Genomic DNA, 16,775 nt, shown 5'->3' on the forward strand with positions numbered 1-16,775 from the left:
AACTTATATTTTATATATAATAAAATTTGCGAATATATAACTAGATTTACGTTTTTTCGATAAATTTAGATGAACCCATATAAAAAGAGCGCCTCCAAAGCTATTAGAAGGCGCTCTTTAATACTATTTATTTTATAATAATCTGTTTAACTTTTATTTGTTGTTTATTAAATCGCTGCTCGTAAAAGCCTTCGATATAAAGCAGTCCCTCTTCCCGGATTTTCCCGATAACTTGCTCGTATTCTTTCGGAAATAATGTTAAAGAGACAGTTCCAAACTCATCTTCCATTTGAACAAATGCCATCAGTTCACCGCGCTTTGTGCGGAGCTGGCGCATTTCCCGAACCTGACCGATCATTTTTACGAATGCATTGTCTTTAAGATGCGCCAAATTTTGAACAGTTGCCGTAACTTCCGGAAAATGGCTTCGTAATTTTACGATTGGATGATCAGATAAATAAAAACCGAGCACATCCTTTTCGTACTGCAGTTTGATTTTTTCCGGTATTGGCGATGTTTCGCTATATTTCGGTTTCCCGAATGCTAGCAATGCCCCTTCAAACAAGTCATCCCCGCCCGGTCGCACGAAATCTGCCTGTTTCTGTGCACCTTCGATAGTAGCGAGTAATGTTGCACGATCTTTGCCGAATTCATCAAGTGCACCTGCTTTAATAAGCGGTTCGATAATTTTTCTGTTGAAATTCGCTGTCGTCAATGTCACAGCCAAATCAAATATAGAGTCAAACGGCTTTTGTCTTTCTTGACGCGCAATTAACAGTTTTTGCATAAAAGGCTGCGGTACACCTTTAATCGCTGACAGACTAAATCGGATTTTCCCGCCTTCCACTTTAAAATGACGCATACTTCGATTAATCGACGGCGGCAATATTTCGATTCCCCTTGCTTTTGCCTCCATTATAATTTGGGCAAGCTTTTCCGGATTACCCGTAGCATTTGTCAGGAGGGCAGCATAAAAATTGACCGGATAATTGGCTTTCAAGTACGCCATCTGATAGGAAATAACACTATAGGCAACGGCATGGCTTTTAGGGAAGCCATAATCGGCAAACCGGACAATTAATGCATACACTTCTTTCGCTGCCTGCTGTGTATAGCCTTTTGTTAAAGCACCTTTTATGAAAGATGCCCGCTGCTGTTCTAGTACATCCCGCTTCTTTTTACTGACTGCACGACGGAGCAAATCAGCCTGTCCAAAAGAAAAGCCCGCCATCACATTCGCAATGCGCATTATTTGCTCCTGATAAATAATAACGCCGTATGTCTCTTCCAAAATCGGTGTTAAATGCGGATGCGGCATGATAACCTGCTCTTTTTTATGTTTTCTTCTTGCATACATCGGGATAAATTCCATCGGACCCGGTCGATACAATGCATTGACCGCCACAATATCTAAAAAGTGGGTCGGTTTAATTTCACGGAGTGCATTTTTCATGCCATCCGACTCTAGCTGGAAAATACCATTAGTGTCGCCATTTTGTAAAAGCTCAAATGTCTTCTCGTCATTGAGCGGAATTTGATTAAAATTGATTTGTGTATTATGAGTAAACTGAATCGACTTCCGGATTTGCTCTAAAATCGTTAAATTACGGAGCCCTAAAAAATCAATTTTCAATAATCCGTTTTGCTCTACTTCCTGCATAGGCCACTGTGTTAAAAATATCCCGTCATGTCCTTCTTCAATTGGTACGACATCGACTAATGGAACAGGACTCAATACGACCCCTGCTGCGTGTGTCGATGCATTCCGTGGAAGTCCCTCCAACCGAAGTGATGTTTGAAACCATTTTTGGCGGATAGGCTCTGCTGTAACCCATGCTCTTAAGTTTTCCGACATTGCATATGCTTCCTTCAGTGTAATGCCGGGTTTATTCGGAATCAGCTTAGAAATCATTTCCAATGCTTCACTTTCGAAATTAAACATACGGGCAACATCACGGGCAACCGCTTTGGCTGATAATGTACCGAACGTAATAATTTGTGCGACATATTGTTTGCCGTATTTTTTTGCAACATACTGAATGACTTCATGCCGTCTCGTATCTAAAAAGTCGATATCGATATCCGGCAGTGTAATACGCTCCGGATTTAAAAAACGTTCAAACAGCAAATCGTATTGCAATGGGTCCACCTGTGTTATCTCGAGTGCAAATGCGACAAGGGAAGATGCGGAAGAACCACGGCCCGGTCCTGTTAATATTTGTGCCTCACGTGCAAACTGCATAAAGTCGGCAACAATCAGAAAATAATCTGAATAACCCATCGACTGAATAACATGAAGCTCATAGTTCATCCGTTCAACATAGTGTGTTGGCAATGTGTGCATATTTAAACGTCGCTGTAAACCAGTCACTACTTGCTGCTGCAGCAAGTTTTCCGACGTCTCCCCTTCACCAACCGGAAACTTCGGCATATAAACATTATTTGTGTTTATTTCAATTTGACAGCTCAGTAATAAATTTTCCATTTGGATGAGCCATTGTTGCTGATCATGGAACTTCTGCTGCCACTGTTCTGTTGTCAGTAAATGATTTTCCTGCTTATTGCTTTCTACAGCATCACTCAGTTTTACCCCGGTATGGATGGCTTGTGCCACTTCATAGGCAAAAAAGTCCTCGTCATTAAGAAACAGACTTTCATGTGTTGCAACAATTGGAAGAGCATTTTTTTCAGAGAGCTGCACTGCCGAACTTTCCAAACCCGCTGTGTCGGATAAACGAGAAATCCCGATATACACTTCATGCGGATAGGCCTTAATAATTTCTTTCAATAGCGGCTCCACTTCCTGTTGCAACCATATTGCCTGCTGTTCGAGCGCGGGAATCATAAAAGCAATTCCCTTACCATATGCGAGCAGCCATCTTAACGGAATCGTCTGCTCCGGACGAATGGAGATACTGCTGGAGATTTTCAACAAATTACGATACCCTTCGTTTGTTTTTGCATATAAAACAAGCGGCAATGATTGATCTTCAGTCAATTCGAGCTGAATCGTCAAGCCTATTACCGGATGAATACCGGCCCTTTTCATTTCAAACCAAAAAGGCAAAAGTCCGTACAATTTCGTATTAACAATTGCACAGCTTTTTGCCTCTTGCTGATGTAAGAAAGGGATGAGCTCTTCGATACGAATTGTACTTTTCAATAAATCGGCACTTGTCCGTACTTGCGGATATACAGTCACCCGTCATCCCTCCATCATATTATTTATATTCACTGCAAATGACTTTCAAATCTTCAATTACTTGATCTGCCTCTTCCCAAGAATATGCTGTAGCACCAGATGCCAGCGGATGCCCGCCGCCATTATACTTTTTCGCCAGGCCGTTGATAACCGGACCTTTTGAACGGATACGAACGCGAATCGTATCATTGTCTTCAATGAACATCACCCATGCACGGATATTCTTTACATTGCCCAATGAACTAACTAATAGGGAGGTTTCGGAAGGGGTAGCATCAAATTGCTGTAAAATAGCTGCAGGCAATTTAATCGAAGCCGCACCGTTTTCATCCATTTCGAAATGCTGGTATATATAACCTTGGAGATTTAATAGTTTACGTTCCATTTCGTACATACCATCAAAAACTTCATTTCGGTCGAAATTATATTGTACAAGTTGTCCTGCTGTTTCAAATGTTTTCGGGCTCGCACTCGGATATAAGAAACGCCCTGTATCACCGACAATTCCCGCAAATAACAGGCGTGCCGCTTCATCGGACATATCCCAATCCGCATACGTTTTACCTTCTTCATAAAGCTCATAAATCATTTCACTGCATGAACTAGCATCCGTATCCACCCATAATAAATCACCATAAGCATCATCATTCGGATGGTGGTCGATTTTAATAAGATAATCGCCGTTAACATAGCGCTGATCATCTATACGTTCGGTATTCGCAGTATCTGTCACAATGACAAGTGCATTTTTAAACTGTGCATCTTCTACTTGCTGAGGAGATGCCATGAAAGATAATGAGTCGTCATGTTCACCGACCGTGTATACTGCTTTCTCCGGATAATTTGCCCGAATTAACTCAGCCAGACCTATTTGTGAACCGTACGCATCTGGGTCCGGTCGTACATGGCGATGCAGTACAATTGTTTCATATTGTTTAATTTTGTCAATAATTTGACGTTTCAATACATTTCCTCCTCGTCCATAATGAATACCTATATCATTTTCCATTAAAAATCGTTACAATATTTAGTAGTTTGGCTATTAGGAGGTTCAATATGGTCTATTTAAATTTTCTGTTTGTTGCCTGTATTATAGCATCACTAGTATTTTATTTTTATTTCAAAACTAAGCAATTCCGTTCGACACTGCCTATTCGTCGTAAATGGTATACTGCGAAAGCCGGAGTTGCGCTTGCCGCATTTCTCATCTTCTTTGGTCTGAATGCAACGATTCTGTATCCGGATATTCTCGGGTTTGCCGTTGCAGCTGTTTTCTTTATCATTGGTGCAGGTTTAGGTGTTAATAACTATAAACGCATGCAGCATGAAGGGCGATACATAAAAGAAGAATACGAACTAAACAGGTAAAAGAACGGGGTCAGCTGAAAGCGGTTTACTTTCAGCATGACCCTTTTTTATCGTTCTAATAACTGGAATGTCATCATCGCTTTTCCTACAAGAATTGTCGCGCTGTATACTTCAAAATCCATTTTGACGAATTTACGTGACATGTCCAAAATTCTAGGACGGACAGTTAATACACTTTCCATCTGTACTGGCTTGATAAAATATATATTCATATTTTCAACAACCGCTTCTCCGCGCTTACGACGCTTCAATGCAAAAGCACCGACTTCGGATAACAGGATTGTAAAAGCACCATATGAAATTGCACCAAACTGGTTTGTCATTTGCGGTGTAACAGTAAATTCCACTTCAATATCCTCTTCACCCATGACACGCATTTCATTTTTCACTAAATCATCGATTGTCTCGCCATGCTGAGGCTGACGCTGTGCTAACTGTATCGCCTTTAATACATCCTGACGACTGATAACCCCTTTTAATAACCCTTCCTCATCAATGACAGGAAGCAAATCGATTCCTTCCCAGATCATTCGGTGTCCGGCTGATGCGACACTCGTTTTCATGGAAGCAGCGATCGGGTTCTTTGTCATCACTTTATCAACCGGCTCTGACTCTTCTTTACCGATTACGTCCTTGCTCGTAATCATTCCGACAAGCCTGTTTTGACCTGTTACAACAGGGAAAGCACCATGTGTCGTACGACGGTTCTGTCTATGAAAATCTGCAATCGTATCATTATTTTTTAATACAGCCGTATCTTCCATCGGGACATATATATCTTCAATCAGTAATATATCTTTTTTAATCAGCTGGTCATAGATGGCACGGTTGATCATCGTCGCCACTGTAAACGTATCATACGTTGTTGAAATAATTGGCAGATCCAAATCGTCTGCCAGCTCTTTAGTGGATTCAGTTGTATCAAATCCGCCGGTAATTAATACAGCAGCCCCTGTTTTCAATGCGTATTCATGTGCCTGTGTGCGGTTACCGACAATGAGCAAGCTCCCTGCATCTGTATAGCGCATCATATCATCAAGCTTCATCGCACCAATTACAAATTTCGTTAAAGTTTTATGGAGACCTGTCTTCCCTCCTAAAACTTGACCATCTATAATATTTACAATTTCAGCAAATGTTAAGCGTTCAATGTTTTCCTTCTTTTTCTTTTCAATTCGAATCGTACCTACACGTTCGATCGAGCTTACAAGACGTCGGTTTTCAGCTTCTTTAATCGCTCGGTAAGCTGTCCCTTCACTCACTTGCATTTCCTTTGCAATTTGACGAACCGAAATTTTATCGCCAACTGGTAGTGATTCAATGTATTGTAAAATCTTCTCGTGTTTCGTTGACAATTTCATCACCTATTTCTCATCATTCATTTATGTCTTTAGTGTACCATATTTAAACGGCGCAATTATACTATTTTCAATACATATACCCGTATAATTGCTTATAAATGTAAGAAAAAGCTCAAGAAATTAATAAGATAAAGTTAGCCTGGCCATAACCAAAAATACCATTTTTCTCTTTTGAGAAAAATGGTATTTTTTTGCTGTGAGTAAAATTGATTTCCATTCCGGGACTCTTTCCGCGGGCGTGGTCTTACACGAGCGTCTCAGGCGTCAGTGCTCCTGACGCTTCGCTTTCGTCGCAAAATAAATTTCGCTATTCCCGCAGGAAGCTTTGCTTGTAGGGAAAGGCATAGCCGTCAGCTACACTCGCCCTCCATTCCAATCAAATTTATAAAGTTTCCGTTTCTTAAATAGTGTTACTAATTTGTTTCAACCTTAAAAATAAATCATATCAAATGGATGTGCGTTCAATAGTAAATTAGAATTTCACAAATTCTCCTGGCTGCAATACTTGTACTTCTGCGCCTTCAACAAGTTTCGCAAAGTCAGCCGGATCTTGTTCAATCGGCGGGAATGTGTTGTAGTGGACCGGCACAACAATTTTCGGTTTCAATAATGAAACCGCATAAGCTGCATCTTCAGGTCCCATTGTAAAGTTGTCACCAATCGGTAAAAAGGCAATGTCAATTGGATGGCGTTTTCCGATTAACTCCATATCCCCAAATAATGCCGTATCACCAGCATGATAAATTGTTTTACCTTCTGCCGTAAATAAAATTCCGGCCGGCATTCCCGTATAGATAATTTCGTTGTTTTCCGTTACATATGAAGAGCCGTGGAACGCCTGTGTAAATTTCACTTTTCCGAATTCAAATTGGCGTGCACCACCAATATGCATATTGTGGACTTTGCAACCTTGCCAGCCTAAATAGTCTGCAAGTTCATTTGGCGCAACAACAAGTGCATCGTGTGTTTTTGCTAATTCCACAGTATCTCCAACATGATCATTATGTCCATGCGTCAATAAAATGACATCCGGTTTTTCATTTTCAACCTTTAAATCTGTTTGTCCATTTCCATTAATGAAAGGGTCAATTAAAATTGTAGTCCCATTTGTCACAATTTTTACGACGGAATGTCCGTGAAATGAAATTTGCATATAACATACCTCCTAAAATAACCTTCCCTGTATCATTCGATATTTATGCATAATTCTCCTTTTTTTGATATGCTTATACCGCGAATTCATTAATTGAATAACAAAGGAGTTTATACAATGTCGAAATTGAAACAATTACAAAATCATTTAATTGAAAATGGTTGGGATGCTGCTTTTATTACAACACCTGACAATGTCTTTTACTTTTCAGGTTTTAGAAGTGAGCCGCATGAACGCTTACTTGGTGTTATGGTATTTAAGGATGCAGAACCGTTTTTAATTTGCCCGAAAATGGAAATGCCTGATGCAGTAGCTGCAGGATGGGCTTTCGAAGTTGTCGGACATGAAGATACTGAAAATGCCTGGGATGTTGTTACAAAAAGTGTAGCGGCTCGCAACGTTACATTCGATACATTGGCTATTGAGAAATCTCATTTAACGGTTGAGCGTTTAGAAGCGATCCAAGAACGTTATGAGCAATTGAAATTTGCAGGTATTGATGAAAAAATTAACGCGCTTCGTATTTCAAAAGATGAAGTGGAACTTGAAAAATTACGTAAAGCTGCCGAATTAGCGGACTACGCAATTCAAGTTGGCTGTGATGCAATTGCAGAAGGCGTAACAGAAATGGAAGTTTTAAATACAATCGAATCAGCAATTAAGGCAAAAGGCTATGCGATGAGCTTCGATACGATGGTATTGGCTGGAGAAAAAGCAGCTTCTCCTCATGGAACACCTGGAAATCGGAAAATTAAAAAAGGTGACCTAATCTTATTTGACCTAGGTGTTATTTACGAAGGGTATTGTTCGGATATTACACGAACAGTAGCATTCGGCCAGCCAAATGACGAGCAAATTAAAATTTATAATGCTGTTCGCCTTGCAAACGAATCAGCAATTGAAGCAGTTAAACCAGGCGTCCGCGCAATGGACTTAGATAAAATTGCCCGTGATGTTATTACAGATGCAGGCTATGGCCAATACTTCACACATCGTTTAGGTCACGGTCTTGGTATTTCTGTTCACGAATTCCCGTCGATCAACGGCGCCAACGAATTTATTCTAAATGAAGGTACAGTATTTACAATCGAACCAGGTATTTATAAAACGGATGCTGCAGGCGTTCGTATCGAGGACGATGTAGTCGTAACAAAAGATGGTGTGGAGGTACTTACATCATTCACAAAAGAACTTGTAATTTTATAATATATTAGTTCATTTGAGTGTATAGAAACTATTAAATTTGCATAAACTAAGCGAGCAGTCCCTTTTCAGAGGATTGCTCGCTTTTTAATATTTATAGGCTTATTAACAAATTAATTACTTTACAATTTTTAACTTGTTTTCTAAAAGCAAAAATGTGGAATAGACTATTAATTACATAAAAATAACCGAAAGGAAGTGGTGCATTATGAAAAGATGGTCATTTACAACGCTACTTATAATTGTGCTTACTCTATTGCCAATAAGTCAAATTGAATGGAATACGGAAGCTGAAGCAAGTCAAACAAGTAAGGTAAATAATGAAGTCATTTCAAAAAGTGCATCACCGAACAAAGCGGTAAAGGAAAAAGCCCCTGTCTCGAATACAGGCTTTATGCCAAAAGTGAATCGCAGTTATACGTATAAACCATCATTCGAAGATGCCGGCCCAAGAACATATACCGCTTCTAAAAATAAATCGATCGAAAACTCGGTAGAATTGTTGGAAGATGACTATATCGGCTATACGTATATTGAAGATCAGCAGCAGTTTGCTTTAGGTGTTGCCTATTCAGATATATTTTTCTTCTCATTAAGCTACCCGATGAAAGAAAAGACAACAATTACCGATACGGATTATTTATATGACGGTACTACGGAAACAACACCAGTTTATGTTGAAAGTACAAGTACAACAGTTAAAACAAAAGCAGGAACATTCCAAAATGTAGTTGTTTTAAAATATCCAAACGACACGAAAATCTACCTAGCAAAAGATCATGGTATTATCCGTATTACTGATTTTGAAGGTAATATTACAACTGAATTAGTCTCGGTTAAATAGAATGACCCATCAAAAAAATCCGCTACGTTTGGTTTTGCCAATCGCAGCGGATTTTTGCTGTAAAATATTTATTAATTTAATCCTGTCAGTGCACCTAATACATCTTCTACTTCTGCAAATTCAAGCCCTTGTGCGTCTGCTACTGCACGGTATACAACTTTACCGTCCAATGTATTAACGCCGCGCTTTAATGCAAGATTGTCTAGGCATGCACGTAAAAAGCCTTTATTCGCAATTTGTAATGCATAAGGAACCGTATTATTTGTTAACGCGATTGTCGATGTACGTGGAACTGCACCTGGCATATTTGCAACCGTATAGTGTACAACACCATGTTTAACAAATGTAGGATTGTCATGTGTTGTTACTTTTTCAGATGTTGCAAAACAGCCGCCTTGGTCAATCGCAATATCAACCACTACAGAGCCAGGTGACATCGATTGGATCATTTCTTCAGTCACTAATTTTGGTGCCTTCGCCCCTGGAATAAGCACGGAACCAACTACTAAATCAGCAGAACGAACAGCATCTGCAATATTATACGGATTTGAAATTAATGTTTGAACATCACGTCCGAATAAATCATCAAGCTGACGTAATCGTTCAGGATTCAAATCGATAATCGTAACATCCGCTCCCATGCCGACTGCTACTTTAGCTGCATTTGTTCCCGCAATACCACCGCCAATTACCGTTACTTTACTGCGAGGAACACCTGATACTCCACCAAGTAAGATCCCTTTACCGCCCGGCAATTTTTCTAAATAATGTGCGCCGATTTGTGTTGCCATTTTACCTGCAACTTCACTCATCGGTGTTAATAATGGTAAAGAACCGTTTGGTAATTGCACTGTTTCATAGGCGATACCGATTACTCGATTTTCAAGTAAAGCTTTAGTCAATTCAGGCTCTGGTGCTAAATGTAAATACGTAAATAATATTAATCCCTCACGGAAATACTTGTATTCACTTTGCACAGGTTCTTTTACTTTTAAAACCATTTCCCCAGCCCATGCTTCAGCTGCTGTTTGTACAATATGGGCACCTGCTTCAATATAGTCCTGATCCGTAAATGCAGAACCTAATCCTGCACCTGTTTCAATATATACTTCATGACCATTTGCGATTAATGACAATACTCCTGCTGGTGTCATCGCAACTCGATTTTCATTGTTCTTTATTTCTTTCGGTACCCCTATTTTCAACGTAATTCCTCCCTTTAACAATCACTTAGAAATATGCTTTACATAAATCAAATCCATTTTACCAATTTTACCAGCAAATTAGTAGAGGATTTTGAATGTAAATTCTATTCTGATAAATGAATCACTAGTCATATCTTGCAACTGCAGGAAAACTGCTATTATTTTACTGAGAAAAATATTTTATAATAGTAAAAACTATTATTTCCTAACATACAAATTTGTGACCATTTCATGGAAGTTATTGTATTTTGCCTATATTTCAGCGCAGGAATTATGCCCTTTGGAAAATTATTTGGTATAATATAGTTATAGATAATTAGGAGGTATGTAAAATGGCAAACCATTATAAAAGCATTGTAGTAGCAGTAGACGGCTCGAAAGAAGCAGAATATGCATTCCGTAAATCAATCGATGTTGCAAAACGCAATGAAGGTGCAACAATCAACCTAGTAAATGTTATCGATACACGTTCTTTCGCAGCTATAGAAGCTTATGACCGTTCAATTGCTGAGCGTGCTCAACAGCATTCCGAGGAATTGTTAGACGGCTATAAACAGCAAGCTGAAGCAGAAGGCGTAGAAAACGTTAACCTGATTATTGAATATGGCTCTCCTAAAAATATTATTACAAAAGAACTTTCAAATGTTGTAGAAGCAGATTTAATTATTTGTGGTGCAACTGGTTTAAATGCTGTTGAACGTTTCCTGATCGGTTCTGTATCAGAAGCAATCGTACGTTCAGCTACATGTGACGTATTAGTTATCCGTACACCAGAGTGATTTAATTAAATAAAATGATAAATGCCATCTTCTCAAACTGAGTCGATGGCATTTATCATTTATATGCATTAAAGCTTATCGCCAAAGGCAATACTCCCGCTTTATACTTTATCGTTTCTGATTATTGCTTTCTTTCCACATACTTACTTTTTCGAAGAACATCGCCAGAGCATCACGGTTTGACATATTCGGTACTTTTGCCAATAAAACTTCACGCGGTGCTTTTAACTGTTCACTTTGCTTTTGTAAAATTAAAATGCTTTTCTCATGCGCTTTTGATGAGAACAGGTTTTCCGGCAATTGGATGACCGCCTGAATCCATGCATGTCCTTTAATATACTGGTGAAGCTGTTTTGCCTGATCAGATTCGAATAAATTTGCCGGAATCAGGAAAAATCCAAACCCACCTTCTTTTGTATAGTTTAAAGATTGCTCGATAAACAAATGGTGTGCGTAGCTCATTCCCTCTGCCGCGCATAATTCGTAGTCTAGTGCTACTTCTTCGTTTGGATAGTATCCTACAGGCAAGTCGCAAACTACTGCATCAACAGGATCGACTAACAGTTTTTCCAGGGCATCTTGACGGAAAAGTGTAACAGGTTGTTCGATAAGGTCTCCTGTCGCTGCTGCCAACCGAATTAATAAATCATCGACTTCCACTCCTGAAGCAACTACTTTCCCCTCCAGCGCATTCATGACTGTAAAGAGTAAATTCCCTGTACCGAGTGCCGGATCAACGATAGAGAGCGTCCGTTCCGTCAATTCCTTGTCAAAGCATTGCTCTACAAAATGGCTTACAATAAGCCCCAGTGTATCAGGTGTCATTTGGTGGTTAGGCTGCGCACTTTTACGCATCCCTTTTAAAATCGCAATTTGGATCGCTTTACGCATATCTTCCTTCGTTGCACCTTCAACTTGCCACTCAAATTTCCCGTCCAGTGTATCTTCCAATGTTTGCAGTAACGCTTCCAAATAATCCAGCTCTTGCTGCGCTGCAACTTTTTCTGCGTTGTCATTAATATATTTAAAAATTTGTTCAAACTTTTCCATTAGACTAACTCCCTCATTCCATTCATTTGGATTTCTCGCTAAATTGCGACATATCCACTAAATGAACAACCCACTCAATGATCATTGAGTGGGTGTTAATTATACATGTAATTACTTTACAACAAAATCATTCAAAACGAAATTATTTTGCAAGAGCTTTTACTGCTTCGATTGCAGCATCATAATTCGGGTGGTCTGTACCTTCAGGAACATATTCCACATAAGCAACTTTGCCTGATTCATCAACAACGAAAATTGAACGTGCTAAAAGGCGTAATTCTTTCATATGTACGCCATATGCTTCACCGAATGATGCATCACGGTGGTCTGATACTGTTACAACATTATCGATACCCGCAGCTCCACACCAGCGTTTTTGAGCAAATGGTAAATCCATTGACACTGTGTAAATTACAACATTGTCACCTAAGTTAGCCGCCGCTTCGTTAAATGTACGAGTTTGCTTATCACAAACACCTGTTTCCAATGAAGGAACAACCGAGAATAAGCGAATTTTATCTTCAGAATCTTTTAAAGTTACTTCTGATAAATCATTGGCAACTACTGTGAAATCCGGTGCTTGATCACCAACTTTCACCTCATTACCGATTAGTGTTACTGGACTGTTTTTAAATGTTACTTGTGCCATATTAAACGCCTCCTTTATATTCCCTAATATTACTAAAAAAGATTTAGCAATTGCAACTAACTGAGCTTATATTCATTTAAATAAAGAAAACAAAAAGAAAAGAGCTGTTTTATAAGAAGTATCTTACAAAACAGCTCTTCTCTTGCTTAGAAGGTGTCGATAGTAAATTATTTCCCCTTCTATTCTTTTTTAAACATCTTTTGAATAAATATTTTCATGAACAACGACCGTATCGGCAAAATAATCGGCAATGCTTTTATTGTTTGGTGAAAAAGCGACAATTAAATACGGTAAGTATAATAATGTACCGTTGATAAATCGGCCTACCCCTTCACGAAACAGAACTGTCATCCAATCCAGTGCTTCCCCATCATCTTTTTCAACCTTTATTCCAAACGTCATTTTCCCTAAAGTTTGCTTAAAAAATTTTGTCATGAGCACAAAATAAGCGTAGAAAATAATTCCCGAAAGAATTGTCATTGGCGCATACCACACATCGCTGGCAACACTCCAATTCATCAATGCAAACACCGGCTTAATCGAGACGCCGATAATCGCACTTATGACAATTGAATCCAACAGAAATGCCCAGAATCGCATCCAGAAGCCGGCTGTTTTTTGTTTAATAGAAGGCGGCTTTACGACAGATGCTTCATCCACTACTTCGATTATGTCAGTCATCGTAATCCCTCCTATTAGTAGTCACCATATAAATACATCATACGAGGCGAATTTGTCGTTGAAATAATTTTGGACAATACTTCAGACTCAGCAGATGGTCGCAGCATAGAACCTAGTTTTACACCTAATAAAGAACCCCAGCTTGATGTATCCATTGTATATTCAAACAGCTCTGCATCTTCCAATCCAAAATCCGCGCGTAATGCATTAATCGTCGCTTCTTCATTACCAATTTCATCAACTAGCCCTGCGCGCAGTGCCTGAGTACCGCCTAATACACGGCCATCCGCCACTTTCTTCACTTGAGCTTCAGACATATTACGTCCAGCTTCGATAATATCAACGAAATGCTCATAAGATTCATCAATCATTTCCTGCAGCATCGCAAGCTCCTCTTTTGTAGAAGGCCGTACACCGCCAAACATGTCTTTATGTTCGCCTGATTTGATTGTTTCAAACTCGACCCCGAAATTTTCGGCTAATTTCCCATAATTAATCGATTGCATAATAACACCGATTGAACCGGTAATTGTCTCGCGTTGAGCAAAAATCTTATCTGCCGGTGCTGAAATATAATAACCGCCGGAAGCAGCCATTGATCCCATTGAGACATAAATTGGAATTTGTTTTTCTTCTTTAATTTTCAATAACTTTTGGTAAATTTCTTCTGATTCAATGACACCGCCACCTGGAGTGTTTACAGATAATACAACGCCTTTAATTGTATCGTCTTCCAGTACAGCATCCAATTGTTCCATAAACAGCTGGTGGTTGTAATCAACCGTTTCCCATATACTTGGTTCCCCTACATCCTGGATTACACCATCTACCGTCAAATGTGCAATTCGACTCGTTAAGTCTCCTGTTTCCACGACGTTTTCGTATGTGAGCGATTCCGTACCCATTAAATTGTCGATACTAGTAAAGAAATCGGTCTTAAAAATCGAAATGATCGTATTGATCCCAATAGAGAAAAATAATAATACGGCAGCAATAATGAGTGCCACAACTCGTTTTGTATTCATATTCACGCCTCCTCAATATATGTACGAAACTATTTTACAAAAAGTTTCATCGAAAACCATTTCCTACAGCGATTTTGACATAATCCCACTTGATTAAGCAACCATACTTTAGGTTTTATCAAATGGCGAAGCCTCATTTCTATTAATTAAGCTCGGTTTAAACATGAATACTGGCAGAAAAAAAGGCGGCAAATTTCGCCACCTTTTATTCATTACCCGGGAAATATTTGTCGAGCAATGGTATTTCCCTTACTTTACACGCAATTCAACACGACGGATTTTCCCTGAAATTGTTTTAGGTAATTCATCTAAAAACTCTATAATTCGAGGATATTTATATGGTGCTGTCAGCTGTTTTACATGATTTTGCAAATCTTCTACAATTGTTGGGCTTTCTTTTAATGTAACATCTTTAAGGACGACAAATGCTTTTACAACATTCCCTCGAATTTCATCCGGACTTGCAACAACAGCACATTCCTGTACAGCAGGATGCTTCGTTAACGCATCTTCTACTTCAAATGGTCCGATTGTATAACCAGATGAAATAATAATGTCATCATTTCGGCCTTCAAACCAGAAATAGCCGTCTTCATCCTTTATTGCGCGGTCGCCTGTTACATACCAATCTCCACGATACTGAATCGCTGTACGCTCCGGATCTTTATAATATCCTTTAAATAATGCAGGAGTCGATTTGTGCACTGCAATATCACCGACTTCACCAGGCGGTACAAGGTCACCATCTTCATTGATTAAATCAATGATATTTCCCGGAGTCGGTTTCCCCATCGAGCCAGGGCGTAATTCCATATTTAACAATGTCCCGATCAACAATGTATTTTCTGTTTGACCATAACCATCACGGACAGTTAATTGGTGCTCACGTTCAAATGTTTCGATCACTTCACGGTTTAAAGGCTCACCAGCTGAAACAGCGCTGCGCAATGAAGATAAATTAAATGAATTTAATTTATCTAATTTCGCCATCATACGATATTCTGTCGGCGTACAGCAAAGCACATTGATTTGTTGCTGCTCAATTAAATGTAAAAACTGTGTTGGATCGAACTTCCCTTTGTACACAAATCCTGTTGCACCACTACCTAATACAGCAAGAAACGGACTCCAGATCCATTTTTGCCATCCTGGAGCTGCAGTTGCCCATACCGTATCGCCATCACGTACACCAAGCCACTCAGCAGCCGTTGTACGTAAATGTGCATATCCCCAGCCATGTGAGTGCATTACGGCTTTTGGATTCCCTGTCGTGCCTGAAGTATAGGCTAAAAATGCCAAATCATTAGCCGTCGTCTCAACAGAATCGAACTCGTTTGACTGCTGCTCTGCAAGCTCCATTAATGAAGTCCATCCTTCTTTTTCATTCCCTACAATAAAGCATTCTACATTCGCTAAATTTTCTACATGTTCGAATTCATATACGAACTGCTCCATCACGATAATTGCCTTAGCCTCTGAATGGTTTAGACGATAATCAATATCTTTAGCTCGCAGCAGCTCCGAACTTGGAATAATGACCAATCCTGCTTTTAATGCTCCAATATAAGAAACATATGCTTCTAAACAGCGAGGCAGCATAATTAAAATGACATCACCTTTTTTTAAACCTTGTGCATAAAAGGCATTTGCAACCTGATTTGCTCTTTGTAGTAACTCTTCGTATGTATAACGCTCTTGATGTCCGTTTTCTTCCTGAAATACTAATGCTGTTTTTGAGCTTTTATTTTCATGCTTTTCAAATTCATTTACAATATTATAAATTTCCGGTGCAACTAATTGATTTTTATTCATTTTGATACTCCCCTTTGTTTGAAAAAAATGAGCCTTACATATTTAGTATAATAATCCTTTTCATTAATATCAAAATATTCCGCACTTTTTATTGCATAACAAAAATTATTTATTAACAAAATAAAAAGAAACGCTACTTGAAAGTAGCGTTCTTTTTTAAAACGTATTATTGGTTTTGGTTGCCGCGTAATTGCTGCTCAGCCATCTGTACTAGGCGTTTCGTAATTTCGCCACCTACAGAACCGTTTGCACGAGATGATGCGTCTGGACCTAATTGTACACCAAATTCTTGTGCAATTTCATATTTCATTTGATCTAAAGCTTGTTGTGCACCAGGTACACGTAATTTGTTTGAGCTGTTGTTGTTTGCCATCTGTCTCTCACCTCCTTGTGACATTAGAATGTGCCGGGAGGAGAGATTAATACATAAAAAACATAGGTAA

General features: G+C 39.1%; 15 protein-coding genes. 4 read left to right on the forward strand and 11 right to left on the reverse strand.

Features of this window, described 5'->3' with window-relative positions; genetic code table 11:
• Positions 1-127 precede the first annotated feature (127 nt).
• Positions 128-3,202, reverse strand: coding sequence for a DNA polymerase III subunit alpha (gene dnaE / locus AC6CH1_RS11830; RefSeq protein ID WP_498317632.1), 3,075 nt, complete (start codon positions 3,200-3,202; stop codon positions 128-130).
• Between the two features lie 19 nt (positions 3,203-3,221).
• On the reverse strand, positions 3,222-4,166 hold the full coding sequence (locus tag AC6CH1_RS11835; RefSeq protein ID WP_427708642.1) for a DHH family phosphoesterase: 945 nt from the start codon (positions 4,164-4,166) through the stop codon (positions 3,222-3,224).
• 92 nt (positions 4,167-4,258) lie between these two features.
• Here AC6CH1_RS11835 and AC6CH1_RS11840 point away from each other — a divergent pair, with 92 nt between their 5' ends.
• Positions 4,259-4,570, forward strand: coding sequence for a YtpI family protein (locus tag AC6CH1_RS11840; protein WP_251686490.1), 312 nt, complete (start codon positions 4,259-4,261; stop codon positions 4,568-4,570).
• Between the two features lie 47 nt (positions 4,571-4,617).
• On the opposite strand, the gene AC6CH1_RS11845 is transcribed toward AC6CH1_RS11840, so the two are convergent.
• Positions 4,618-5,925: a DRTGG domain-containing protein gene (locus AC6CH1_RS11845; RefSeq protein WP_498317635.1), complete on the reverse strand. Its 1,308-nt coding sequence runs from the start codon at positions 5,923-5,925 to the stop codon at positions 4,618-4,620.
• Between the two features lie 478 nt (positions 5,926-6,403).
• Entirely contained in the window at positions 6,404-7,084 is a 681-nt protein-coding gene (locus AC6CH1_RS11850; protein ID WP_251686487.1) for a metal-dependent hydrolase, read from the reverse strand.
• 117 nt (positions 7,085-7,201) lie between these two features.
• Here AC6CH1_RS11850 and AC6CH1_RS11855 point away from each other — a divergent pair, with 117 nt between their 5' ends.
• Positions 7,202-8,290 carry a M24 family metallopeptidase gene (locus tag AC6CH1_RS11855; protein WP_498317638.1) on the forward strand — a complete coding sequence of 363 codons (1,089 nt, stop codon included), beginning with the start codon at positions 7,202-7,204 and terminating at the stop codon, positions 8,288-8,290.
• 205 nt (positions 8,291-8,495) lie between these two features.
• Positions 8,496-9,131, forward strand: coding sequence for a 5,10-methylene tetrahydromethanopterin reductase (locus AC6CH1_RS11860; RefSeq protein WP_498317640.1), 636 nt, complete (start codon positions 8,496-8,498; stop codon positions 9,129-9,131).
• A 71-nt stretch (positions 9,132-9,202) separates the two neighbouring features.
• Here AC6CH1_RS11860 and ald read toward each other — a convergent pair whose 3' ends face one another.
• A complete protein-coding gene (gene ald, locus AC6CH1_RS11865) occupies positions 9,203-10,336 on the reverse strand; it encodes an alanine dehydrogenase (protein ID WP_413078505.1) in 1,134 nt (377 codons plus the stop codon).
• A 332-nt stretch (positions 10,337-10,668) separates the two neighbouring features.
• On the opposite strand from ald, the gene AC6CH1_RS11870 reads away from it, so the two are divergent.
• Entirely contained in the window at positions 10,669-11,115 is a 447-nt protein-coding gene (locus AC6CH1_RS11870; protein ID WP_498317643.1) for a universal stress protein, read from the forward strand.
• A gap of 108 nt (positions 11,116-11,223) precedes the next feature.
• Here the strand turns inward: AC6CH1_RS11870 and AC6CH1_RS11875 are convergent, their stop codons facing one another.
• The 6 genes from AC6CH1_RS11875 to AC6CH1_RS11900 form a co-directional block, all read right to left on the reverse strand.
• A complete protein-coding gene (locus AC6CH1_RS11875) occupies positions 11,224-12,165 on the reverse strand; it encodes a class I SAM-dependent methyltransferase (protein ID WP_251686483.1) in 942 nt (313 codons plus the stop codon).
• 142 nt (positions 12,166-12,307) lie between these two features.
• Entirely contained in the window at positions 12,308-12,814 is a 507-nt protein-coding gene (gene tpx, locus AC6CH1_RS11880; RefSeq protein ID WP_498317645.1) for a thiol peroxidase, read from the reverse strand.
• Positions 12,815-13,003: 189 nt separating this feature from the next.
• On the reverse strand, positions 13,004-13,495 hold the full coding sequence (locus AC6CH1_RS11885; RefSeq protein WP_251686481.1) for an RDD family protein: 492 nt from the start codon (positions 13,493-13,495) through the stop codon (positions 13,004-13,006).
• Between the two features lie 14 nt (positions 13,496-13,509).
• Entirely contained in the window at positions 13,510-14,520 is a 1,011-nt protein-coding gene (sppA, locus tag AC6CH1_RS11890) for a signal peptide peptidase SppA (protein WP_251686480.1), read from the reverse strand.
• A gap of 249 nt (positions 14,521-14,769) precedes the next feature.
• Positions 14,770-16,332, reverse strand: a complete 1,563-nt coding sequence (gene mbcS / locus AC6CH1_RS11895) for an acyl-CoA synthetase MbcS (RefSeq protein WP_498317647.1) — start codon at positions 16,330-16,332, stop codon at positions 14,770-14,772.
• Positions 16,333-16,498: 166 nt separating this feature from the next.
• Positions 16,499-16,705, reverse strand: a complete 207-nt coding sequence (locus AC6CH1_RS11900; RefSeq protein WP_008407794.1) for an alpha/beta-type small acid-soluble spore protein — start codon at positions 16,703-16,705, stop codon at positions 16,499-16,501.
• Positions 16,706-16,775: the final 70 nt, after the last annotated feature.

This window comes from Solibacillus sp. GQ1, from assembly GCF_059758555.1.